General features: G+C 38.0%; 15 protein-coding genes, 4 tRNA genes and 1 pseudogene. 2 read left to right on the top strand and 18 right to left on the bottom strand.

Going from position 1 to position 19,145, the window contains the following annotated elements; translation table 11 throughout:
• Positions 1-137: 137 nt before the first annotated feature.
• The 3 genes and pseudogenes from AZF04_RS14835 to AZF04_RS14840 all read right to left on the bottom strand — a co-directional run bounded on the left by AZF04_RS14835 (position 138) and on the right by AZF04_RS14840 (position 2,462).
• Positions 138-1,136, bottom strand: coding sequence for a LytTR family transcriptional regulator DNA-binding domain-containing protein (locus tag AZF04_RS14835; protein WP_061949409.1), 999 nt, complete (start codon positions 1,134-1,136; stop codon positions 138-140).
• 754 nt (positions 1,137-1,890) lie between these two features.
• A pseudogene (locus tag AZF04_RS20755) lies at positions 1,891-2,041 on the bottom strand (transposase); the annotation flags it as partial.
• 235 nt (positions 2,042-2,276) lie between these two features.
• The gene (locus AZF04_RS14840) at positions 2,277-2,462 is read right to left on the bottom strand and encodes a hypothetical protein (protein WP_061949410.1); all 186 of its coding nucleotides are present in this window, start codon (positions 2,460-2,462) and stop codon (positions 2,277-2,279) included.
• A gap of 1,054 nt (positions 2,463-3,516) precedes the next feature.
• Between AZF04_RS14840 and AZF04_RS14845 the strand changes: the two genes are divergently transcribed.
• Positions 3,517-4,350, top strand: coding sequence for a hypothetical protein (locus AZF04_RS14845; RefSeq protein WP_061949411.1), 834 nt, complete (start codon positions 3,517-3,519; stop codon positions 4,348-4,350).
• A gap of 1,098 nt (positions 4,351-5,448) precedes the next feature.
• Here AZF04_RS14845 and rlmH read toward each other — a convergent pair.
• The 3 genes from rlmH to AZF04_RS14855 form a co-directional block, all read right to left on the bottom strand.
• A complete protein-coding gene (gene rlmH, locus AZF04_RS14850; protein WP_061949412.1) occupies positions 5,449-5,928 on the bottom strand; it encodes a 23S rRNA (pseudouridine(1915)-N(3))-methyltransferase RlmH in 480 nt (159 codons plus the stop codon).
• A gap of 62 nt (positions 5,929-5,990) precedes the next feature.
• Positions 5,991-6,161, bottom strand: coding sequence for a CxxH/CxxC protein (locus AZF04_RS20440; protein ID WP_412459210.1), 171 nt, complete (start codon positions 6,159-6,161; stop codon positions 5,991-5,993).
• Between the two features lie 584 nt (positions 6,162-6,745).
• Positions 6,746-7,369 carry a TetR/AcrR family transcriptional regulator gene (locus AZF04_RS14855; RefSeq protein ID WP_061949413.1) on the bottom strand — a complete coding sequence of 208 codons (624 nt, stop codon included), beginning with the start codon at positions 7,367-7,369 and terminating at the stop codon, positions 6,746-6,748.
• A gap of 156 nt (positions 7,370-7,525) precedes the next feature.
• Between AZF04_RS14855 and AZF04_RS14860 the strand changes: the two genes are divergently transcribed.
• Positions 7,526-8,986, top strand: a complete 1,461-nt coding sequence (locus AZF04_RS14860) for an MDR family MFS transporter (RefSeq protein ID WP_412459211.1) — start codon at positions 7,526-7,528, stop codon at positions 8,984-8,986.
• A 149-nt stretch (positions 8,987-9,135) separates the two neighbouring features.
• On the opposite strand, the gene AZF04_RS14865 is transcribed toward AZF04_RS14860, so the two are convergent.
• From AZF04_RS14865 to AZF04_RS14920, 12 genes are all read right to left on the bottom strand, one after another.
• Positions 9,136-10,350, bottom strand: a complete 1,215-nt coding sequence (locus AZF04_RS14865; protein ID WP_061949415.1) for a S1C family serine protease — start codon at positions 10,348-10,350, stop codon at positions 9,136-9,138.
• Positions 10,351-10,612: 262 nt separating this feature from the next.
• Positions 10,613-11,407, bottom strand: coding sequence for an MBL fold metallo-hydrolase (locus AZF04_RS14870; RefSeq protein ID WP_045487303.1), 795 nt, complete (start codon positions 11,405-11,407; stop codon positions 10,613-10,615).
• A gap of 89 nt (positions 11,408-11,496) precedes the next feature.
• Complete coding sequence (locus AZF04_RS14875) at positions 11,497-12,345, bottom strand: two-component system regulatory protein YycI (protein WP_061949416.1); 849 nt, start codon at positions 12,343-12,345, stop codon at positions 11,497-11,499.
• Entirely contained in the window at positions 12,332-13,696 is a 1,365-nt protein-coding gene (locus tag AZF04_RS14880) for a YycH family regulatory protein (RefSeq protein WP_061949417.1), read from the bottom strand. Before AZF04_RS14880 ends, AZF04_RS14875 begins: the two co-directional genes overlap by 14 nt.
• Complete coding sequence (gene walK, locus AZF04_RS14885) at positions 13,693-15,522, bottom strand: cell wall metabolism sensor histidine kinase WalK (protein WP_061949418.1); 1,830 nt, start codon at positions 15,520-15,522, stop codon at positions 13,693-13,695. The genes AZF04_RS14880 and walK overlap by 4 nt, the downstream gene beginning before the upstream one ends.
• A complete protein-coding gene (gene yycF, locus AZF04_RS14890; protein WP_045487289.1) occupies positions 15,523-16,233 on the bottom strand; it encodes a response regulator YycF in 711 nt (236 codons plus the stop codon).
• Between the two features lie 457 nt (positions 16,234-16,690).
• Complete coding sequence (locus AZF04_RS14895; RefSeq protein ID WP_052340195.1) at positions 16,691-17,077, bottom strand: hypothetical protein; 387 nt, start codon at positions 17,075-17,077, stop codon at positions 16,691-16,693.
• 211 nt (positions 17,078-17,288) lie between these two features.
• Positions 17,289-17,364: transfer RNA gene (locus AZF04_RS14900), tRNA-Phe, on the bottom strand.
• A 22-nt stretch (positions 17,365-17,386) separates the two neighbouring features.
• A tRNA-Asp gene (locus AZF04_RS14905) sits at positions 17,387-17,463 on the bottom strand.
• A gap of 12 nt (positions 17,464-17,475) precedes the next feature.
• Positions 17,476-17,550: transfer RNA gene (locus tag AZF04_RS14910), tRNA-Glu, on the bottom strand.
• Between the two features lie 24 nt (positions 17,551-17,574).
• A tRNA-Lys gene (locus tag AZF04_RS14915) sits at positions 17,575-17,650 on the bottom strand.
• Positions 17,651-17,841: 191 nt separating this feature from the next.
• Positions 17,842-19,128, bottom strand: a complete 1,287-nt coding sequence (locus AZF04_RS14920; protein WP_045487286.1) for an adenylosuccinate synthase — start codon at positions 19,126-19,128, stop codon at positions 17,842-17,844.
• Positions 19,129-19,145: the final 17 nt, after the last annotated feature.

Consider the following 19,145-nt stretch of genomic DNA (forward strand, 5'->3'; position numbering starts at 1 on the left):
AGCTTAGAATGTCTATCTGCCTCTAAGTTTAATGAGAAGTGAGGGAAAAGTCGTAAATATCCGTTGAATCGTACTGTAAAAGGCTCAATTGTAACGAAAAAAGGTTGAAATGTATGCATCTCAACCTGAATGGTACGCTAAAACGTAATTAAACTTTTCATTTCCTCTAACCGATTACGGGAAAGTGGCAGCTTGGCATGAGGATTTCCTTTCAAAATGAGCGTATAGCTATTTTTTGAATAACTGATTAACTCGGAAACACGTTGTAAGTTCACTAAATACGAACGATGACACCTGAAAAAACCAAAGGTTCTTAGCTTCTCCTCTAATTGATTCATCGTTAAATCGGTAGGGAAGGATTCGTTATCGATTCGAATATGACTGACACTATTTATGCTTTCAATATAATCAATTTCATCTGGACTAAAAAAAATCGTTTTATCAGCCATTTTGCAGGTCACTTTAAACACATTTTTTGGTTGATTGGTTTCATTTTCCGGCTTATCCTGAGAAGTAACATCCGACTCTTCGACATAATCGGTTTTTTCTAAGCCGATTAAATGATTATAACGATATATTTCACCGCTTAATAACAATAAATCCTCGACGTAATTTGAAGTAATCAACGTCGCAATTTGATTAGAGCGCAAATGTTCTAAGGCTTTTAAATACAACTCAATGCCTTCGTCCGTTAAATTGTTTAAAGGGTCTTCTAATAAAATAAGCTGAGGTGAAAATAAATAAAGTCTATATAAACTAACTCTTTTTCGCTGTTCTCTTGTTAGTCTTTTAATTTTTGTTTGCCAAACATCCGATAAAGAAAAAGTCGCAATATATTCTTCTAATGGCTTTGTAAAACCTGCGATTTTTTTATAAAATTTTAAGTAACTCTGTACCGTCAAGCTTTCATACAGACCATCATCACTTTTTTCACTTAGGATCGAATCAATCTCACGTTCAATTTCCCCACTCGAAGGAATTTGTTTGCCCTCTATTAAATCAAACAATATCTCGCTTTCTTCACCAGACATTTTAATCCCAATTCGAGCGCTCTCTTTCACCTCTAAATTGACATTCTTAATAATCGTGCGATTTCCTTCTTGTTTTAAGACATTCACTAGTTTAACTAAGGTCATCTTCTACACACTTTCCTGATTATTTAAGAGCATTGAACCCATTTCATCATTTCTATCTTTTAATGGTAACCGAGCGATTAGGTTTTTGATCTCCACTTTAGGTAGATGCTTTCCCAAGGGCTTGTCTTCAGCTAACTCTGACTACGCAGAGCTTCGTCAGAGTGGATCTTCAAACGGCGCTTATCCTTTGGGAGTCACTACCTACCGTTACAATCAACGAATTAATTCATATGAGCTTTCAGGACATTTTTATCATAATGGTTCAGTTTCGTTCACTTATAGAGAAATGATGAAATGAACTCACATTAAAAAATTATCATCCATTTATTTCTTTATATAGCCGTTTCGTATGATGAGACGAACTAGCGTTTCAAGGTTTTTTGGTAAACTAGGAACTATTCGGCTGTTTATTGATTCATATATGTATGATTTCTATCCAATCAATTGGGATTTCTACAAAAAATTTATTTCCCTTTTCTCCCTACTTCAAACCACTAAAAGATAGCTTCTTCATTATTTATAGTTACGACGTTATCTCTTCCTATTATACTAGCTACTACAGAGAAACAACAAAATTTGTGATAACAGCAATTACTTTAATGGATGAAATTTAAAGAAGGTGATGGTTCTTTTTTGTCATGGGAATTTTTATTCTTATTAACCCCTAAAAATTCATCACACTTGGAAAACGGTCACATAGCTTGTAAATGGTTCAAAGTGTCTTGCTTTTTGAAAATGAAAATGATGGCATGACAACACCCTTTCGCTCACACAAATCCCGGATTATTTCTCCGATACTCTTTTTGTATTTTCCATAAATTAATCTTTCTTCTGTCCTTTGTTGCAAACACTATGTGAAACTTACTATTCCATCTTATATGTGCTAAACTATTCATGTCCTTCAAGGGGCATTACTTCTTCTGTTGCGAGATGAAGTGGTCGGGAAACCAACTTTGTCCTACCATGTGAAGTGCGGATTTTTTAATACCTCGCTTGAAGCTTTTTAGAACCCCGGCATAACTAGGGGTTTTCAAAAACACAAAAAAGTAATCGCCTTTTGATGATTACTCCTAGTACTTTATTGATTAAATTCACCACATATACCACAACGACAGTACTCAATAAAATCTTTTTCTTGTCCTAAATAAATTGTCTTATCACACAATTTTTACATTCATAAGGAGAATATAAATCAATACCGTATTTATTATAAAACTCTGGAAGTTCTAAATAGGTTATCCATAAAACCCGCTCATAATCAGATTGACTTTCTAAAAAAATATCTATTTCTTTCTCCTTCATATTTTGAAAATCACACTTTTTCATCCTACATAACCCTCTTTAATAAATTCGATTCCACCTTAGTTTTCATACGTAGGTCCTTCTGTTTGTATCTAATAAAGCACCACCCAAGTAGTTAAAAAGTTCATAGTACTAGTTTCAAGGTTACTTTTTTCCAAAGTAACCTCAAAAACACTACGCCGTAACCCTTTGTAAAAGGACAAACGGCTTTTTCCTTTTTCAAATGCAAAGCCTTTCTTTCACTTTATAATACAAGAAATTAGCATATTAAATTTACGTTTTATAGAAAGAATATTTTTACTTATTCTTTTATACTACACGTGTTTCACAGACCTTTAGAATTCCCAACCATAACCCAAGAAATAAAATGATTGTTGAAAGAATATACGCGAATTAACGTTCGATTATCCTACCAATACCCATTTTACGTCCATCTATTAGTCAATACTTGAATACTTAAAATAAGTTTACCTGGTGAAATTTTAAATATACTTGCTGTTAAATAAAATATAAATACAACAGATTATATAAAATTAAATATAGTAGCAGATAATAAGTTTTTAAGGTCACCATGTGGTCTTGAAATATAAATTATAATATTAAACTATCACTGCAATTATAAACGATCTATAAAAAGTTGATGCAACTTTTATTCATAACCTGCAGGTTTATAAATCATATTGTTATCCTCCTTGTAATACATTTTTGCAAGAAAACCATTATTAATATAAGTATTTAGAGTAAGATTCATAATTTACTACAGTTTTCAAATAAGGTTTCTTTTCGTTTGAATGAATCAATAAAAAAACATATCTCTGCAAAAAATAAAAGAATTTTAATAAATTCCCATCATACTAAATCCACTCCATTAATTAATTGAAAGACTCCTGTTAACCCACTCTTAATAAAATTTAAAGAAAGATGAAAAGAAACCATCTATTTTTAAGCATTTATTTACCTTCAACCATTTAAATTTACAAAAAGTCCCTCAAAAAAATCCTTTTAGTGAGATTTTTGTATATTAATTACATAATTACGATTATAATAGATTTATCCCAAAAATAGAGGAGGCACATTTATGAAGAAATTAATAAGCACTATTACATGTTTATCACTCATTACAGTAGCACCATTAGGAGCTTTTGCTCAGTCGCAAGGGAAGGGAAATACAAATATTCAACCAACTGACCTTGAACTACTCTATTCAAATGAAGGTTATGATGAAGGCCATTTCTTTGGTAGTGAAGAGTTAGAAATTATTGAAGATACTACTGAGAGTTTGATTTACGAGTATGAAGAAGAAGGAATTAGGTATCATGTCATTGAAACAGAGACTCAAGAAGGTACTACTTTCATTATTAATACTCAAATCTATAAATATACTGATAATAATCTTGTATTAGTGGATGAAGTTGAAACTGCTATAGTAGAAGGCACTACTGAGGGTGAAATTATTATAATTCAAGACAATGACACTGAAATTATTGACACAAGTATACATGAGGAAGTAGAAGAAGAGCCTTCTTTCGGTATTATGAGTGGAACTCGAGGAGGATCATACTTGGCTCAGGTTAGATGGGTAGATTCAGGTAATAGTAAAAAGCAGGCTTGGGCAACTGTTTACCCAGGTAATCAAAAGAAAACCACATCGACAAATAGTAACTTCAAAACTTTTAAATCCCAAGCCAACACAGTTAAATCTAAGGAAAATAACTTAATTACGCTTGGTGGAAAAGAGATTATAAGTACAATAATTGGACTAGCTAATTCAGGCAAAATTATTAGTATGAAAACATTGCAGACCGCCCTCAAGTTAGTAAAAAGATCTATGCCTATTATTTCCATTGCATCTGCAGCTATTCAATATGGCAATGCTATAAAAAAAGCGCGTGCTACACACAAAAAAATATAATAACAATCTATTAAAGAAATCATCAATGTAGTTTTTTTATTGATGATTTCCAAAATTTACTTTTATCTAAAAGGATAAGGTAAATTTTGAAATCGACTTTGACTCCCATTAATATTTAAAACATCGATTCTCAACTGATTGATTACATATTAAACTTCATCATTATAATCGCGCTCAAGACAAAATATGTTTCTCAAGATATCAACATTAATGGTAAAGCAACATATTCTCTCTGATTAAGAATTAGATAAGATACACCATTAAATTCAGTGGCATCCCTAGCTTATCAAAACTAAAATATTAAACAATTAAACTAACATTTTGGGGGATAAATTTACTGTGGGAGAGAAATTACAAGTTGTTAAACCTATTTGCTATATAAATAAAGTGGTAATTTATAGTTATACTTTTATAATTATTATTACATATTTATCATAGAATGAAATTTACGTAATTTGTTATAGGCTATCTTCAATAGTAAAGTCAGATATACCCGATATTTGTCTATTAATATAGAATTTATTGAATAAAGTGTTACACTCTTAAAGTTATGTGTTTAGTGAGATAACTTAAGTGAAAATAAAAAAACACCCTATCGTGTTTTTCTGCAAATTGCTATAAATGCTTGATTGTTAGATGGCATATCTATAGAAACTTCTACTTTTAAAGGAATAACTTTATAAGGAGAAGTTTCGTCCCTTTTAGATCCTCTGTAATAAAGTTTATGGCGTGCTCTTTTGTAACAAATCTTTTTGCTTCTATCAGAGAGGTAGTGAGAAGGTATCCTCCCCAGTTATTTTTCCGATTCCATAAGACCATATCTCCATCATCATCTGGTATTAATTATTGTCTAATAGGTGCGATTTGCTACTGCAGATACTCTTCTTATCATCATCTTGTCCCCTTTAGGTTTTTATTACCTATTTATATGCAGTAATATCATTTAATAGAGTTAAATAATACCTATATAAGGAAGGAAAATGAAGCATATTTTTCTTTGGTACCACCGTTTAAAAATGACAAAGGGGTACCCAGCCGTTTCATGCCCCTTTTAATGGAGTAAGCTTGACTAACAGTGCGTCCCTTAACCTTTTACCCTCACTTATGATAAGGTTCCCCACCATTTATCCGAAACGCACGGTAGATTTGCTCTAATAGGATGAGCTTCATGAGCTGGTGCGGGAAGGTCATTTTTGAGAAGGATAGTTTTTCGTTTGCTTTTTGTAGGACGTTATTGGATAATCCTAGTGAGCCGCCGATAATAAATGTGACTTTGCTTTTGCCGTAGGTGGCGAGGCTGTCTAGCTGCTGGGCGAGCTGCTCGGAGGTGGGCATTTTCCCTTCAATGGCGAGGGCAATGATGTGGGAGTCATTCGGGATTTTGCTTAGAATTCGTTTGCCTTCCTTTTGCTTGACCTGCTCCTCTTGAGCTGGACTTAATGATTCGGGCGCTTTTTCGTCGGGTACTTCTATGAGATTCATTTTGGCGTAGGCACCAAGACGTTTTGTATATTCATCCATTCCTTGCTTTAAATATTTCTCTTTTAATTTTCCTACTGATATAATCGTAATATTCACAGTGTTGATAGCTCCTTAAAATAATTATCCACAATAGTTATCCACATATCAACAGCTCGATTTTAATTTTCCACACTAACGATGTATTTCGCTGGATTTTGACAAAATTCGCAGTCTGTGGATAAATCATGTTGGTTTGTTAATATTTCTATATTAGGTGCTGTCTCTTCTTCATCTATAATCATTTCCATCGCAAGCTCTACATGCTCGCTACATGCTATATGCTTCATCATTTGTTCTTCCCTTCTTTCTCATTTTTCCATTATAACATGTCTATTTTATGCTGTGGATAGCTTTTCTCACTTCTACTACTTTTGTTTATCCACAGGTCATCATTTAATGCTATTCCTTATATTTCGACTTTTATTAATCCGCTCTTCGTAGTATTAGCCTTTTACATAAATATATTTTTACATCCTCTAAACTTTGCCGTAAATATTTTGAAGAAAAGTAAAACATACTGGGTCAAAACTATTTTAGATATCCTCTTTAACGAAATTAGATGCAGCTGCATAAAAGACAACGCGAAAAGGACCTTCCTTCTTTTGATTAAGAAGGAGGGCTGTTGATTTTGAAGAACAGCTTTGTAATGACGTAACTTAGCGGACACAAGACACGGAGACTCCAGTGGGAAGTAGTGGCAATAACGAAATCCACTTTTAACTAAAAGTTAGTTCGGCAGCACCCCACCGGACGCGAAGTGCCTTGAGGGAGCGTTTTGTCACTGCCTCTAGACTCATTACCTGCTAAATTGTTGCACTTAAGATTGACGTTTTCTACAAAGTCGCTACTGTATCCCTTTTCAACTTTCATAACATCACCTAAGATACTTTTGCACCATCGGTAGCATTAAGTGGTCTGCTATATTTTCAATATATTGACGTTCATACGATTTGCGTAAGATGAACATTCGATAGATAAGTAGAGCTGGGCCGATGTCGGCTAGAAGGTCTAGTTTGTCTGATTCAATACGATGATTTTCCTTTAGGAACGGCTGAAGGATTAACGATAAAGCGGATCGATGCTTTTCGTAGAAATCACTATGAATTCCCTGCTCCAGCTCCTTATTATGTGGAAGGGCAGAGCCGATTGCGGTCATTGCCTGCTGATAAAGCTCGTGCTCATCCTGAAAGCTAAAACAAAGCAAATCAATGATTTGTTCGCGTAGGCCTTGGTCTTGGTTGATTTTATCAATAATCGTTTCAAAAGGGTTAATTGAGGATATTGCTTCAATGACGATTTTTTCCTTTGATGCCCAGCGTCGATAAATCGTTGCTTTCCCGACTTTAGCTCGTTTTGCAAGTGCCTCTATCGTTAAGGAATCAAATCCAACCTCTGCTAGCAGCTCTATTGTTTTTTCTATAATAATCTCGTTTCGAGATAAATCCAATGGTCTTCCACGCTTGGTCTCTTCATCATGGTAATCAATTACCTCACTCACTGCTGACCTCCCCCTTATCATCTAAACTGTTACTTTCATCTTATCAGTTTTTTTACAAAAATAAAATACGAAACGATTGCGTTTCATTTAAAGTGGTGTTAAGATACTTTAGGAAACGACACCGTTTCGTAAATGTAATGAATAGGAGGAATGTATGTGGAAGTAGGACATACAGAGCAAATAAATGCAAAAAAAGACATGCCAGAAATAAAAGTGGTGCCGCTTTTGGCTGTATTGCTTTCTGGTGCATTTGTTGCGATATTAAATGAAACGATTTTAAATGTCGCGTTAAACGCGATTACGAATGACCTTAACGTAGCATATAGTACGGTGCAGTGGCTCGTGACAGGATATATGTTAATCATTGGGACGCTGATTCCAATTTCCGCTTACTTTATGCAACGCTTTACAACTCGTCAGCTATTTATTACAGCGATGTCGTTGTTTACGATTGGGACGATTATTTCAGGAATCAGTCCTACCTTTACCGTTCTGTTAATAGGTCGACTTACTCAAGCTGTTGCCACAGCAATTATGATCCCATTATTAACGAACGTTATTTTATCGGTTATTCCGATTCAGCGCCGTGGTGCTGCGATGGGAATGGTTGGTCTTGTGATTATGTTTGCGCCAGCGATCGGACCGACGGTTTCGGGTTTAATCGTAGAAAATTTATCTTGGCGCTGGTTATTTTATTTAGTCATTCCGATTTCTATCATCTCCTTACTATTTGGGATTAAAATTTTAAAAAATGTCACCGAGGTTTCGAAGCCAAAGCTCGACATTCTTTCGTTTATTCTCTCAACACTTGGTTTTGGAGGAATTGTTTACGGATTTAGCGCAGCAGGAAAAGGCGATGCTAGCTTTACCGATCCAATTGTCTTAGCCTGTTTGATTGTTGGATTTGTTTCACTAGGATTATTTAGCTGGAGACAGCTCAAGCTAGATAAGCCAATGCTAGACATCCGAGTATTCCGTTATCCGATGTTTTTGGTTGGTTTGTTACTCGTGATGCTAGTGATGATGACGATGTTCGCTATGATGCTTGTATTACCAGTATATATGCAAGGCGCGCTCGCATTTACGGCTGTCGCAACTGGGTTAGTTATGCTACCTGGTGGATTAATTAATGGAGCGATGTCACCAGTTATGGGACGTCTTTTCGATAAATTTGGTCCACGCCCGATTTTAATTCCAGGAACGATTCTGTTAGCAGTGACGGTATTCACCTACCGCTTCTCTACGCCAGGAATACCTATGTGGGTCATTATTATTCAGCATGCATTGCTGATGATTTCTGTCGCTATGATTATGATGCCTGCACAAACGAATGGCTTAAATCAACTTCCGACTAAGCTTTATCCACATGGTACAGCGATTGCGAATACATTAATGCAGGTGTCTGGAGCGATTGGTGCTGCTTTATTTATAGCGATTATGGAAAACGGACAGCAAAACTTCCTATCGACGATTGCAAACCCAACCGAGCCTGATATGGTTGAAGCGATGACGGTTGGTTCACAGCTAAGCTTTTCAACTGGATTCTACTTTGCTATTGCAGCCGTTCTTTTGGCATTCCTTGTGCGAAGAAGTAAGCCTAGCAGTGATATGGATTAATGAAGTGAATAAAACAAAAAGCAGATACTTCGATTCTCCGAGGTACCTGCTTTTTTTGATGTGGTTTTCAATTAATCAACCTCAATAAAAAATCTTCATCGCCATTTTACCGGAGACGAAGAATTATTTTTTAAGACTTTGTGCTTTCATTAAAAGCTTTGCTGAGCCTCGAGGGTGATATTGACGGTTTCTTCACTTCCATCACGGTAATACGTAATCGTTACTTCCTGCCCGATTTCTCGTTCGGTGTAAAGGAATTTACGTAAATCATGGGTATCGCCAATTTCTTCCCCATCTATTGCCACAATGACATCATACTCGGCTATGCCTGCGCGGTCAGCTGAAGACATCGGAGCAATGCTCGTGACGACGACGCCACTTCTTACATCATTCGGCAGATTCAAGGTTTCCTGCCAATGATACGATTGAATTTGGTTGAGTGAAATAATGCCAACCCCTAGCTGTGGACGTCTTACCTCCGAATACATTTCTAAATCCTCAATAATGGGGAGAGCAATCGCAGTCGGGATCGCAAAGCCTATTCCTTCTACAGCTCCTTGAGCGATTTTCATCGAATTAATTCCAATCACTTGGCCCTCAATATTTAATAAAGCTCCACCACTATTTCCTGGATTAATAGCTGCATCTGTTTGTAGTACCTCTGCATGCCAATCGACCTGCCCATCTCCATCTATGTCGACGGGAATACTTCTTTCGGTACCACTAATGATTCCTTGTGTAACAGAGCTCGAGAATTCTAATCCAAGTGGATTACCAATCGCAATCGCTGGCTCTCCTACACGAAGCGTATTAGAATCGCCGAAGTCTGCTACCGTATCCACCTCGGCACCATCAATTTTAATGACGGCCAAATCGGTTAGTACATCCTCTCCAACAACCTCTGCTTCTACTCTTGTTCCGTCAGATAACGAAACCTCAATCTGGGTCGCTCCTTCAATCACATGCTGATTCGTCACCACATAGGCTTCGTCATCGGTGACTTTATAAACAACTCCTGACCCGGTTCCTTCACCAGACATTCCTAAAAAGCCTGATTGCTGAATGTTAATAACCCCGACCACTGCATCAGATACAGTGTCGACAATTTCAGTAATGTCTGTATTGACTGAATACGATACAGATTGTAAATCACTAGGCTCATTTGGGGTGACGATTTCATTTTCTACATTTGCTTGCTCGCCGCCTGATTCATAAGGCAGCCAGCCTTGATCCGCTAAAAAAGGCAAAGCAAGTAATACTGCCGCAGCTCCGACAACCGCTCCAATAAAAGCCGGTATTACCGAGCTACTTTTTCTTGGTGTTCGACTAGAACGCTCTGAGACATGTTCATCATAATAGCCCATGCCCTGACCTCCCTTTATATCAATCTCCTACTATTCTTAACATACAATAATCACTGAAAAAAAACGAAGAATTTGCTTCACGAATGATCGACAAAATGCTTCAACTTTTTTGAAATAAGTACGTAACTGTAAAGATACTACAAAAACGTTGAATATAAAGCGTTCATTACGTGTTTCCCTCATAATCGCTTATTCTATGTAACGCTTTCGCTCTTTTTCAGCTTACATAATGTTATTATTACCGTTTCTAATTTATTTCAAACTAGACAACGGTAAGTGCGGTTGGAATGATCGGGTCGGTATCATAGAGCTCAAATTGCTCATTGACAGCTTGATTTTGCTGTTGAAGCACCTGCTCACATGTTAAACGCGCTAAGTCCTTCATATTGTTATCCATACTAAGGTGCGCTAAATAAATTCGTTTCGTTTCATCGGTAATAACCTCGCTTAAGGCCATCGCGGCATCCTCATTGCTCACATGACCGACATCGCTGAGGATGCGTCTCTTTATGCTCCAAGGATATCGACCCATTTGCAGCATATTGATATCATGATTTGATTCAAACACAAACATATTTGAGCCTTTAATGGTTCCTTTAATTCGGTCACTAACATAGCCCATATCGGTTGCTAGTGTTAGCTTGCGACCTTGGTGGTGAAATACATAAAACATCGGCTCGGCCGCATCATGAGAGACGCCAAACGATTCGACCTCTAAATCACCGAAGCTTTTACTTTCACCGATTTCAAAATGGAACTTTTGGGCGGTTTCTATTTGGCCTAGATGTCCCTCCATTGCTTGCCACGTTTTTGCATTCGCATATATCGGTAGCTGATGCTTTCTCGCAAAAATACCGACCCCTTTTATATGATCACTATGCTCATGCGTGACGAGAATTCCATCTAGTTCCTTAGGGTCTCGATTAATTTGTGTAAACAGCTCATTCATTTTTTTTCCACTAAGACCAGCATCAATTAATAAACGATGCTGATCGGTTTCTACATACATAGCATTTCCTGTACTACCACTTGCTAGCACACTAAATCTTAGTGTCATACTTCCTCACTCCAGTTTCCTCACATAAGGCTATTAAGCGAACAGAATGTGTCACAGCTTATTTCTCTAGCGATTTCCCCTTTAGAGAACTATTCGTCTGCTTCTTCGTCTTCGCCTTCTATGATTTCCTCTATATCTTCGAGCTCTTCATCCTCTTCTGCACTGCTTAACTGCTGAACATCACTTTCGATCGCATGAACTAAATAAATATTTTCACCGATTTCAATTCGCCACATCGGTGCATAAACAAGGTCCTCATTTTCTAACGGAATGCTACTATAATAGCCATAATCGATATTTGTAATTGTATCATTCATTTTCAAAAATTGATTGTTCAAAAGTACCTCTAACGCTTTTAAATAGGAAATGACTTCGTTCTCGCTTCCTATTCGAGAGAATTCATTGAGGCGCTGCTGATAGCCTGTTATTTCTCTTTCCTCATTCAAATAAAGAATAAGAGGTTCATAGCTGTTTGAATAGGCGGTATGCTCTTTATAGGTTTGGAAAAGAAGAATTTCATTTTCCTCTTCCTCATAGCTTCCATAACGGTATTCAGCACTAGAAATGATAAAATTGGTTAAAAAATCTCGTAAATCGACCCCGAATTGATCCTCAGATAAATAATAGGGCTCATCGAGAACGGAATGAATAACCTTTTGTTCATCATCGATAAAAACGGCAGTTTGATTTTCTAACCGGCCTCGTAACGCATCGGAAATTTCTACGTTTTTGCCAATAATATGATAATCCTTACTACTGACCTCAGGTATTTCCCCTTCAATCGTAATGTTATTTCCTTTTAAGCGCTCTTGAATCGTCACCTCAGGAATGAGACTAATCGTATTCAAACGCTCTTTTTCAATGAGCTGATAGGTCAAAAATAGATTAAGAAAGAGGAAGGTAATAATTAGTATCGTTTTTGTTTTACTCCAATTCATTTCCTTCCTCCTCGTTTATAGCAGCTTCAGCTTCCTTTAAATCCGGCTTAAACCAGCGTCCATCATACTGAATAAACCATGCAGGGACGAGCGTTACATATGAGGTATCTCGCTTTCTCATATCATAACCGACCATCACCTTACTCACTTTTGAAAGATCAAAGGTCATCTGCTGATCCATAAATTGCTGGTGCATAACCTCTAGTAGCTCCTCACCTGAAAGAAGCTTCACTTCACTAGAGTGAATAATATTACTTGGCTGAGATTCAATCGCAAACAACGGCCTTGAATAGCCAACCGTTTGCCCACCCGTACGAGTGACCGTCAGCTTCATTAAATCCTCATCCATATATCGTAAAACAGGAAGGTGATTCACCATCATCCGGAAGACAGCTTCCTCTCGTCCATCTAGAGAGGTCCAGCTCCATAGGTGATAATCATCGGTAAAGCCACCGTGTCCATTGATATAATCAAAGCTTGATTCGACTATCTGTCTAGAGCTTGGCTCAGAGCTATCCGACAATACGGGATAATGGAAATCCATCATATCCTCCTGACGAGTGACCTCCAAAATACGACTTCCATCCGTATAAAAGGTTCCGCCCTCTTGAATGGTAGGATTCACAACCGATGGGTTTGGAAATAGTAATCTTTGAAAGAAATCGATCGAAATCGACCTCGTTGTGTAAGAATACGTTCGTGCCTTCACTCGCTCTGTTGGTATATAAATTTGCTCCGCATAATTGTCGGTTTCTAACAGGTCTTTAATCGGCTTGGCTGGCTCAAATCCGTCCATCGAATCTAGCACGATCGATTGGAACATATTGCCGTCTAAAGAGCTTCTTAATACATAGGTCATCGGACCATTAGTTGAATATAGCTGAATAAATAGTTGTCCTTCCTCTGTAAAAAGAAACATCCGGTCTACGGATTCTAATGGAATAAAAAGCTCTTCCTCTTCCTGACGAAATAAATCCGTGAACACATCAATCGGAATATTCGTTGGGAAAATAATCTCTAGGCCATCTTGGTCACGCATTGGAAAAAAATTAGAGTTTGTTGAAACTTCTCCCTCTATTAGCTCTTGAAAAATTCTCGGATAGATTTGCTGATATTCATCGCTTTCTATCGGAATCAAATAGTTTTCATTGTCATTGTGCACGACTAAGCTTTCAGGCTTAATAACCTCTCTTAGCTCTTTCTCTTCATTCGTTAAAGGTTCTGTAGGTGAAATGTTATTACTATTCAACCATTCAATATCCGGCTGAAACGTCCACATTTCCCAAGTTAGTAATAGACTTAGAGCAACTAGCCCTGTTAATAGCCAATTTTTTGTCTGTTCGTGGCTCACCTACTCCCCTCCTTTATAGTTGTGAAAGGTAGTGTAAAGAAGATGGTAGTCCCCTTCCCATACATGCTTTCTACCCAAATTTCACCTTGATGTGCCTGAACAAGCTCCTTAGCAATCGCTAAGCCAAGGCCTGTTCCGCCAATGCTTCTCGCTCTTGCCTTGTCCACTCGGTAAAAGCGGTCAAAGATTTTACTTTGACTTTCTCTAGGAATTCCCATTCCTTGGTCGGCAATGCTCACATGGACATTTTGACCAAGCTGCTCCATCCTAATCGTGACATTTCCTCCATCTGGCGAATATTTCATCGCATTGGAAATGATATTATCTAAAACCTGTGTTAGCTTATCACGGTCAATTTTGACATAGGCTAACTGAGCGGAAATCTCGCGAATAAAGTGAATGTTGCGCTTGGATGCAATCATATCAAAGCGATCGATCACCTCATGAAGATACATCGAAAAATCAACGGTGCTTAAGCTCAATTGATAATCACGGCTATCAATTTTCGATAATTGCAGCAGGTCGTTGACAAGTCGGATCATTCGCTCGGTTTCATTTTGTGTCACATTTAAAAAGCGTGGTGCCAGCTCTTTATCGTCAATTGCTCCGTCCTCTAATGCTTCTAAATAGCTTTTCATCGTCGTAAGAGGCGTCCGTAATTCGTGAGAAACATTGGCGACAAACTCGCGACGCTCCTGCTCGATTTGCTCCTGCTCGGTCACATCATGCAGGACAGTAATAATTCCGTTAATCGGCCCATCATCTTCTTGAATGACAGAGAAATTCGCTTGTAGCATATAATCCTTTTTTTCATCACTAAAATCCAATTTGAGCGATTCATCATGGTCAAATAAATCATTTACCTCATAGGAATCGGTTAGCTGCAGAACCTCTGTAATCGGCTTACGAATCACCTCATAGGTTGCTTTCCCTAATAGCTCCTCGGCTCTTTTGTTCATCAATATGACGACCCCAAATTCGTCCGTCGCAATCACACCATCAGTCATATGCCCAAGCACAGAGCTGAGCTTCTTTTGCTCTCGGTCTCTTGTGGTCGTTGCTTCATGCAGCTTTGAGGTTAAATCGTTAAAGGAAGTGGCTAGCTGACCAATTTCATCATGGCTATACACTTGAACCTTTCTCGAAAAATCACCGTGGCCCATTCTTAAGGTTTGCTTTCTCATATCAATGATCGGTGCTGTAATCGTTCTCGTCAGCATAATCATTAAAATGACCGTTATTCCTAGTGCAATAAAGGTACCCGTTAATAAAATCGTATTAATTTGCTGCATCTGGTCGTAAATATTTTCAATTGATGCTTCAATATAAATCGCCCCGATTGTCGCCCCATTCGCTATTCCTGGCTCTTGAATCGGTGCGGTCATTACTTGTACGCGATCACCTGTCTTCGGGTCTCTGAGCAGGTTTTCTCCAGAAGTGCTTCCGACCAATGCACGCTTAACTAGTACCTCTCCGCTCTGCTGCCCTACTAAATGCCTTTTTGATATATCAGAGGTTGCCAATACGACCTGATTGGCGTTGACGACCATTACCTCTGCATCCTCTGTCGTAAAAATATCTCGAAGCACTGAGTCAATTTCACTACCGATGCTGTCAGAGTCACCCTCGGTCATAATTTGCCCTAGATTATAGGAAAGAAAGCGCGCCTGCTCAGTAAGAGCATCAAAATGACTACTTCTTAACTGATCCTCTAGCTGCTTCGTAAAATAAACCCCCATAATCTGCATCGCAATGAGAATTAATAAGACATAAATAATGATTAATTTAAATTGGATCGATTTAAAAAAACCAACCTTTTGCTTCATTTAGGTTTGCTCCATCGGCTCCGGTGAGGCTAGATAATAGCCGACACCTCTTCTCGTAATAATCCAGGTCGGGTAGCTTGGATTGTCTTCCACCTTTTCTCTTAATCGTCTCACCGTTACATCGACGGTACGAACATCACCAAAATAATCATAGCCCCATACCGCTTGCAATAAATGCTCTCTCGTCATAACTTGTCCTAAATGCTTTGCTAGATAATGGATTAATTCAAACTCACGGTGAGTCAGCTCGATCGTTTCTCCACGTTTTTTCACCTGATAAGCATCTGGATAAATCGTTAAATCACCAATTGCTAGCTCTTTTTGGGTCGAGGTTTCATCTGCGCTTACCTTGTGACGGCGTAGGTTTGCCTTCACTCTCGCCAATAGCTCTCTTGTGCTAAAGGGCTTTGTCACATAATCGTCTGCTCCAAGCTCTAGCCCTAAAACCTTATCTATTTCTGAATCCTTTGCGGTTAACATAATAATCGGAACATCCGATTTCTTTCGGACCTCACGACATACCTCCATACCATCCTTATGCGGAAGCATAATATCAAGTAAAATAAGGTCGGGATCAAATGTATCTACCTGAGTTAAAGCGTCTACGCCATCATAGGCACAGACGACTTGAAATCCTTCTTTTTCTAAATTAAATTTTAATATATCTGCAATTGGACGTTCATCATCTACAACTAAAATTCGTTTATCCATCTTAATCAACGCTCCTATTCTAAGCTATTGTTCAGCCTTCATTCTTTTAGTTTATCACAATTTATGAAAATACTTCATGTATCGAAATCGCTTCCTCATCACTTCTTTATGAAACGACTTTTCACCTGCTAAAATTATCTCTTTTTCAGAGCTTTTTTGCCACTTTGAAAAAACGCCTCTGCTTTTATAAACAGAGACGATGATAGACGTTCTTCAATAAAATGTATATAGGCCGTGCTAGGTCATGACAGAATCGCTCGTCTATGATCGCTTATTTCAATCTTACAGCGAAGCTTTCGGCTATAATCTTTTCTATTTTAGCACGAAGCACTACCGAAGAGTGGCCCTTTCAGAAAATGACATCAAAATGTAAAATCATTACCAATATTTATCGGTTTTCATTGATATGCTAGTAAAAAAGAGCCCTCACGAGAGAGCCCTTAACTGAAATTCATTGTTATCCTTCCACAATTTGATAGTACTTTTGGAGCTCTCCATCTATTTCAACGAGTAAGACATCTTCTCTTTCCTTTGCTGAATACACCTTTGTACCGACAGGAAGCTTATTCGACGCACCGTCCTCGAAGTTTTGATACCTTTCATGCTGTTCGGTAATTTCAAAGAGTTCGGCATCCTTCGTTAAGTCTAATTCATCGACCCAACGAATATTCGTCTGATAAATAACCTCTTCATATTGAAAAATGTCGGCAGCTGGATCGCCTTCTAATACATCACTTGCTGTAATCTCCCCTGTTGATACCACTATCTCTTGGTCGCTGTTCAACGAGCAGTTTGACAAACTTAATAGCATCATAATTGATAATGACAAAACCTGTAACTTCACCCTTATTTCCCCCTTTTCCATATATAACGGGATTTCAATAAAAAAGGTTTCAAATGGATTGGAAATACATTCAATGATTGTGGATCCTTTAATTCAATGGGAGATACTTCTCCATAAGATAGATGTAAAAAGAAATTTAGACAATAAAAAAAGCATGCGTCTTATGCATACTGAGTAAAATTTCGCTATTTAACTGATACTTGTGAAAAAATGGTGGCTTGGGACGGAATCGAACCGCCGACACATGGATTTTCAGTCCATTGCTCTACCGACTGAGCTACCAAGCCTCAATATGTATTAAAGAAATCATGGCGGTCCGGACGGGACTCGAACCCGCGACCTCCTGCGTGACAGGCAGGCATTCTAACCAACTGAACTACCGGACCTTATGTATTTAATGGTGACCCGTACGGGATTCGAACCCGTGTTACCGCCGTGAAAGGGCGGTGTCTTAACCGCTTGACCAACGGGCCAATACACTTACTTCATAAGAGTAATGGTGAGCCATGAAGGACTTGAACCTTCGACCCTCTGATTAAAAGTCAGATGCTCTACCGACTGAGCTAATGGCTCATTAAACTAGCTTGTCTCTGTCTTAGCGACAAGATTTATAATAGCACAGACAATATTCGACTGCAAGTATTTTTATAAAATAATTTTAAGTTTTTTTCTGTCGAATTCATGCTGTCCCGATTTTCTCCATAAGCATATCGAAAACGATGCGAAAACGCAAGGATTTACTTGCGTTTTCGCGATCTTCTCTATTAAGCAAAAACTCCACGAACTAAATTCGTTTGGTTTCGATCTGGACCTACAGAGAATACCGTTAATGGAATCCCTGTAAGCTGAGAAACTCGCTCGATATAATGACGAGCATTAACTGGAAGCTCGTGAAGCGATTTAACACCTGTAATATCCTCTGTCCAACCAGGAAGCTCTTCATAGACAGGCTCACATTCGGAAAGTACCTTTAAGCTTGCTGGAAATTCCTCGATTACTTCTCCACGATATTTGTAGGCTGTACAAATTTTTAACGTTTCAATGCCCGTTAATACATCAATAGAATTTAGCGATAAATCGGTAATTCCACTCACTCGACGAGCATGACGAACAACAACACTATCAAACCAACCAACACGACGCGGTCGTCCTGTCGTCGTACCATACTCATTTCCTACTTCACGAATTTGCTGACCAATTTCATCATCTAATTCCGTTGGGAAAGGTCCATCTCCTACACGAGTCGTATAAGCCTTTGAAACACCAACCACATGATTAATTTTCGATGGTCCTACACCAGAACCAATCGTTACACCACCAGCGATTGGATTCGAGGACGTAACAAATGGGTATGTTCCTTGGTCAATATCAAGCATAACCCCTTGCGCGCCCTCAAATAATACACGGCGCCCATCGTCTAATGCATCATTTAAGACAACGGATGTATCACATACTAAATGAGCAATTTGTTGCCCATATTCATAATATTCATCAAGAATTTCTTCTTTTGTAAAACCACTCGTCTCATAATATTTCTCAAAAAGACGATTTTTTTCTTCTAAATTACGAATGAGTTTTTCTTCAAAAACCTCTTTATCTAATAAATCAGCAATTCGAATTCCAATACGAGCGGCTTTATCCATATAAGCTGGACCAATTCCTTTTTTCGTTGTTCCAATCTTATTGTCACCTTTACGCTCTTCTTCTACAATATCCTGTTTTAAGTGATACGGTAAAATCACATGTGCACGGTTTGAAATTCGTAAATTACTAGTATCAACATCACGTTCATGTAAATAAGCAAGCTCTTCTACAAGTGCCTTTGGATCAATGACCATTCCATTTCCAATTACACACGTTTTATCTTTATAAAAAATACCAGAAGGAATAAGATGTAGCTTGTACTTCACTCCATCAAAAACAATTGTATGTCCTGCATTATTCCCACCTTGATAGCGAGCGACAACCTCTGCTTTTTCAGAAAGGTAATCTGTAATCTTTCCTTTTCCTTCATCGCCCCATTGTGTACCAACTACAACAACTGATGCCATCTGCTCAACCTCCGCCC

The organism is Alkalihalobacillus trypoxylicola (genome assembly GCF_001590785.1).
In the GTDB taxonomy this organism is placed as follows: Bacteria; Bacillota; Bacilli; order Bacillales; family Bacillaceae_D; genus Alkalihalobacillus; species Alkalihalobacillus trypoxylicola.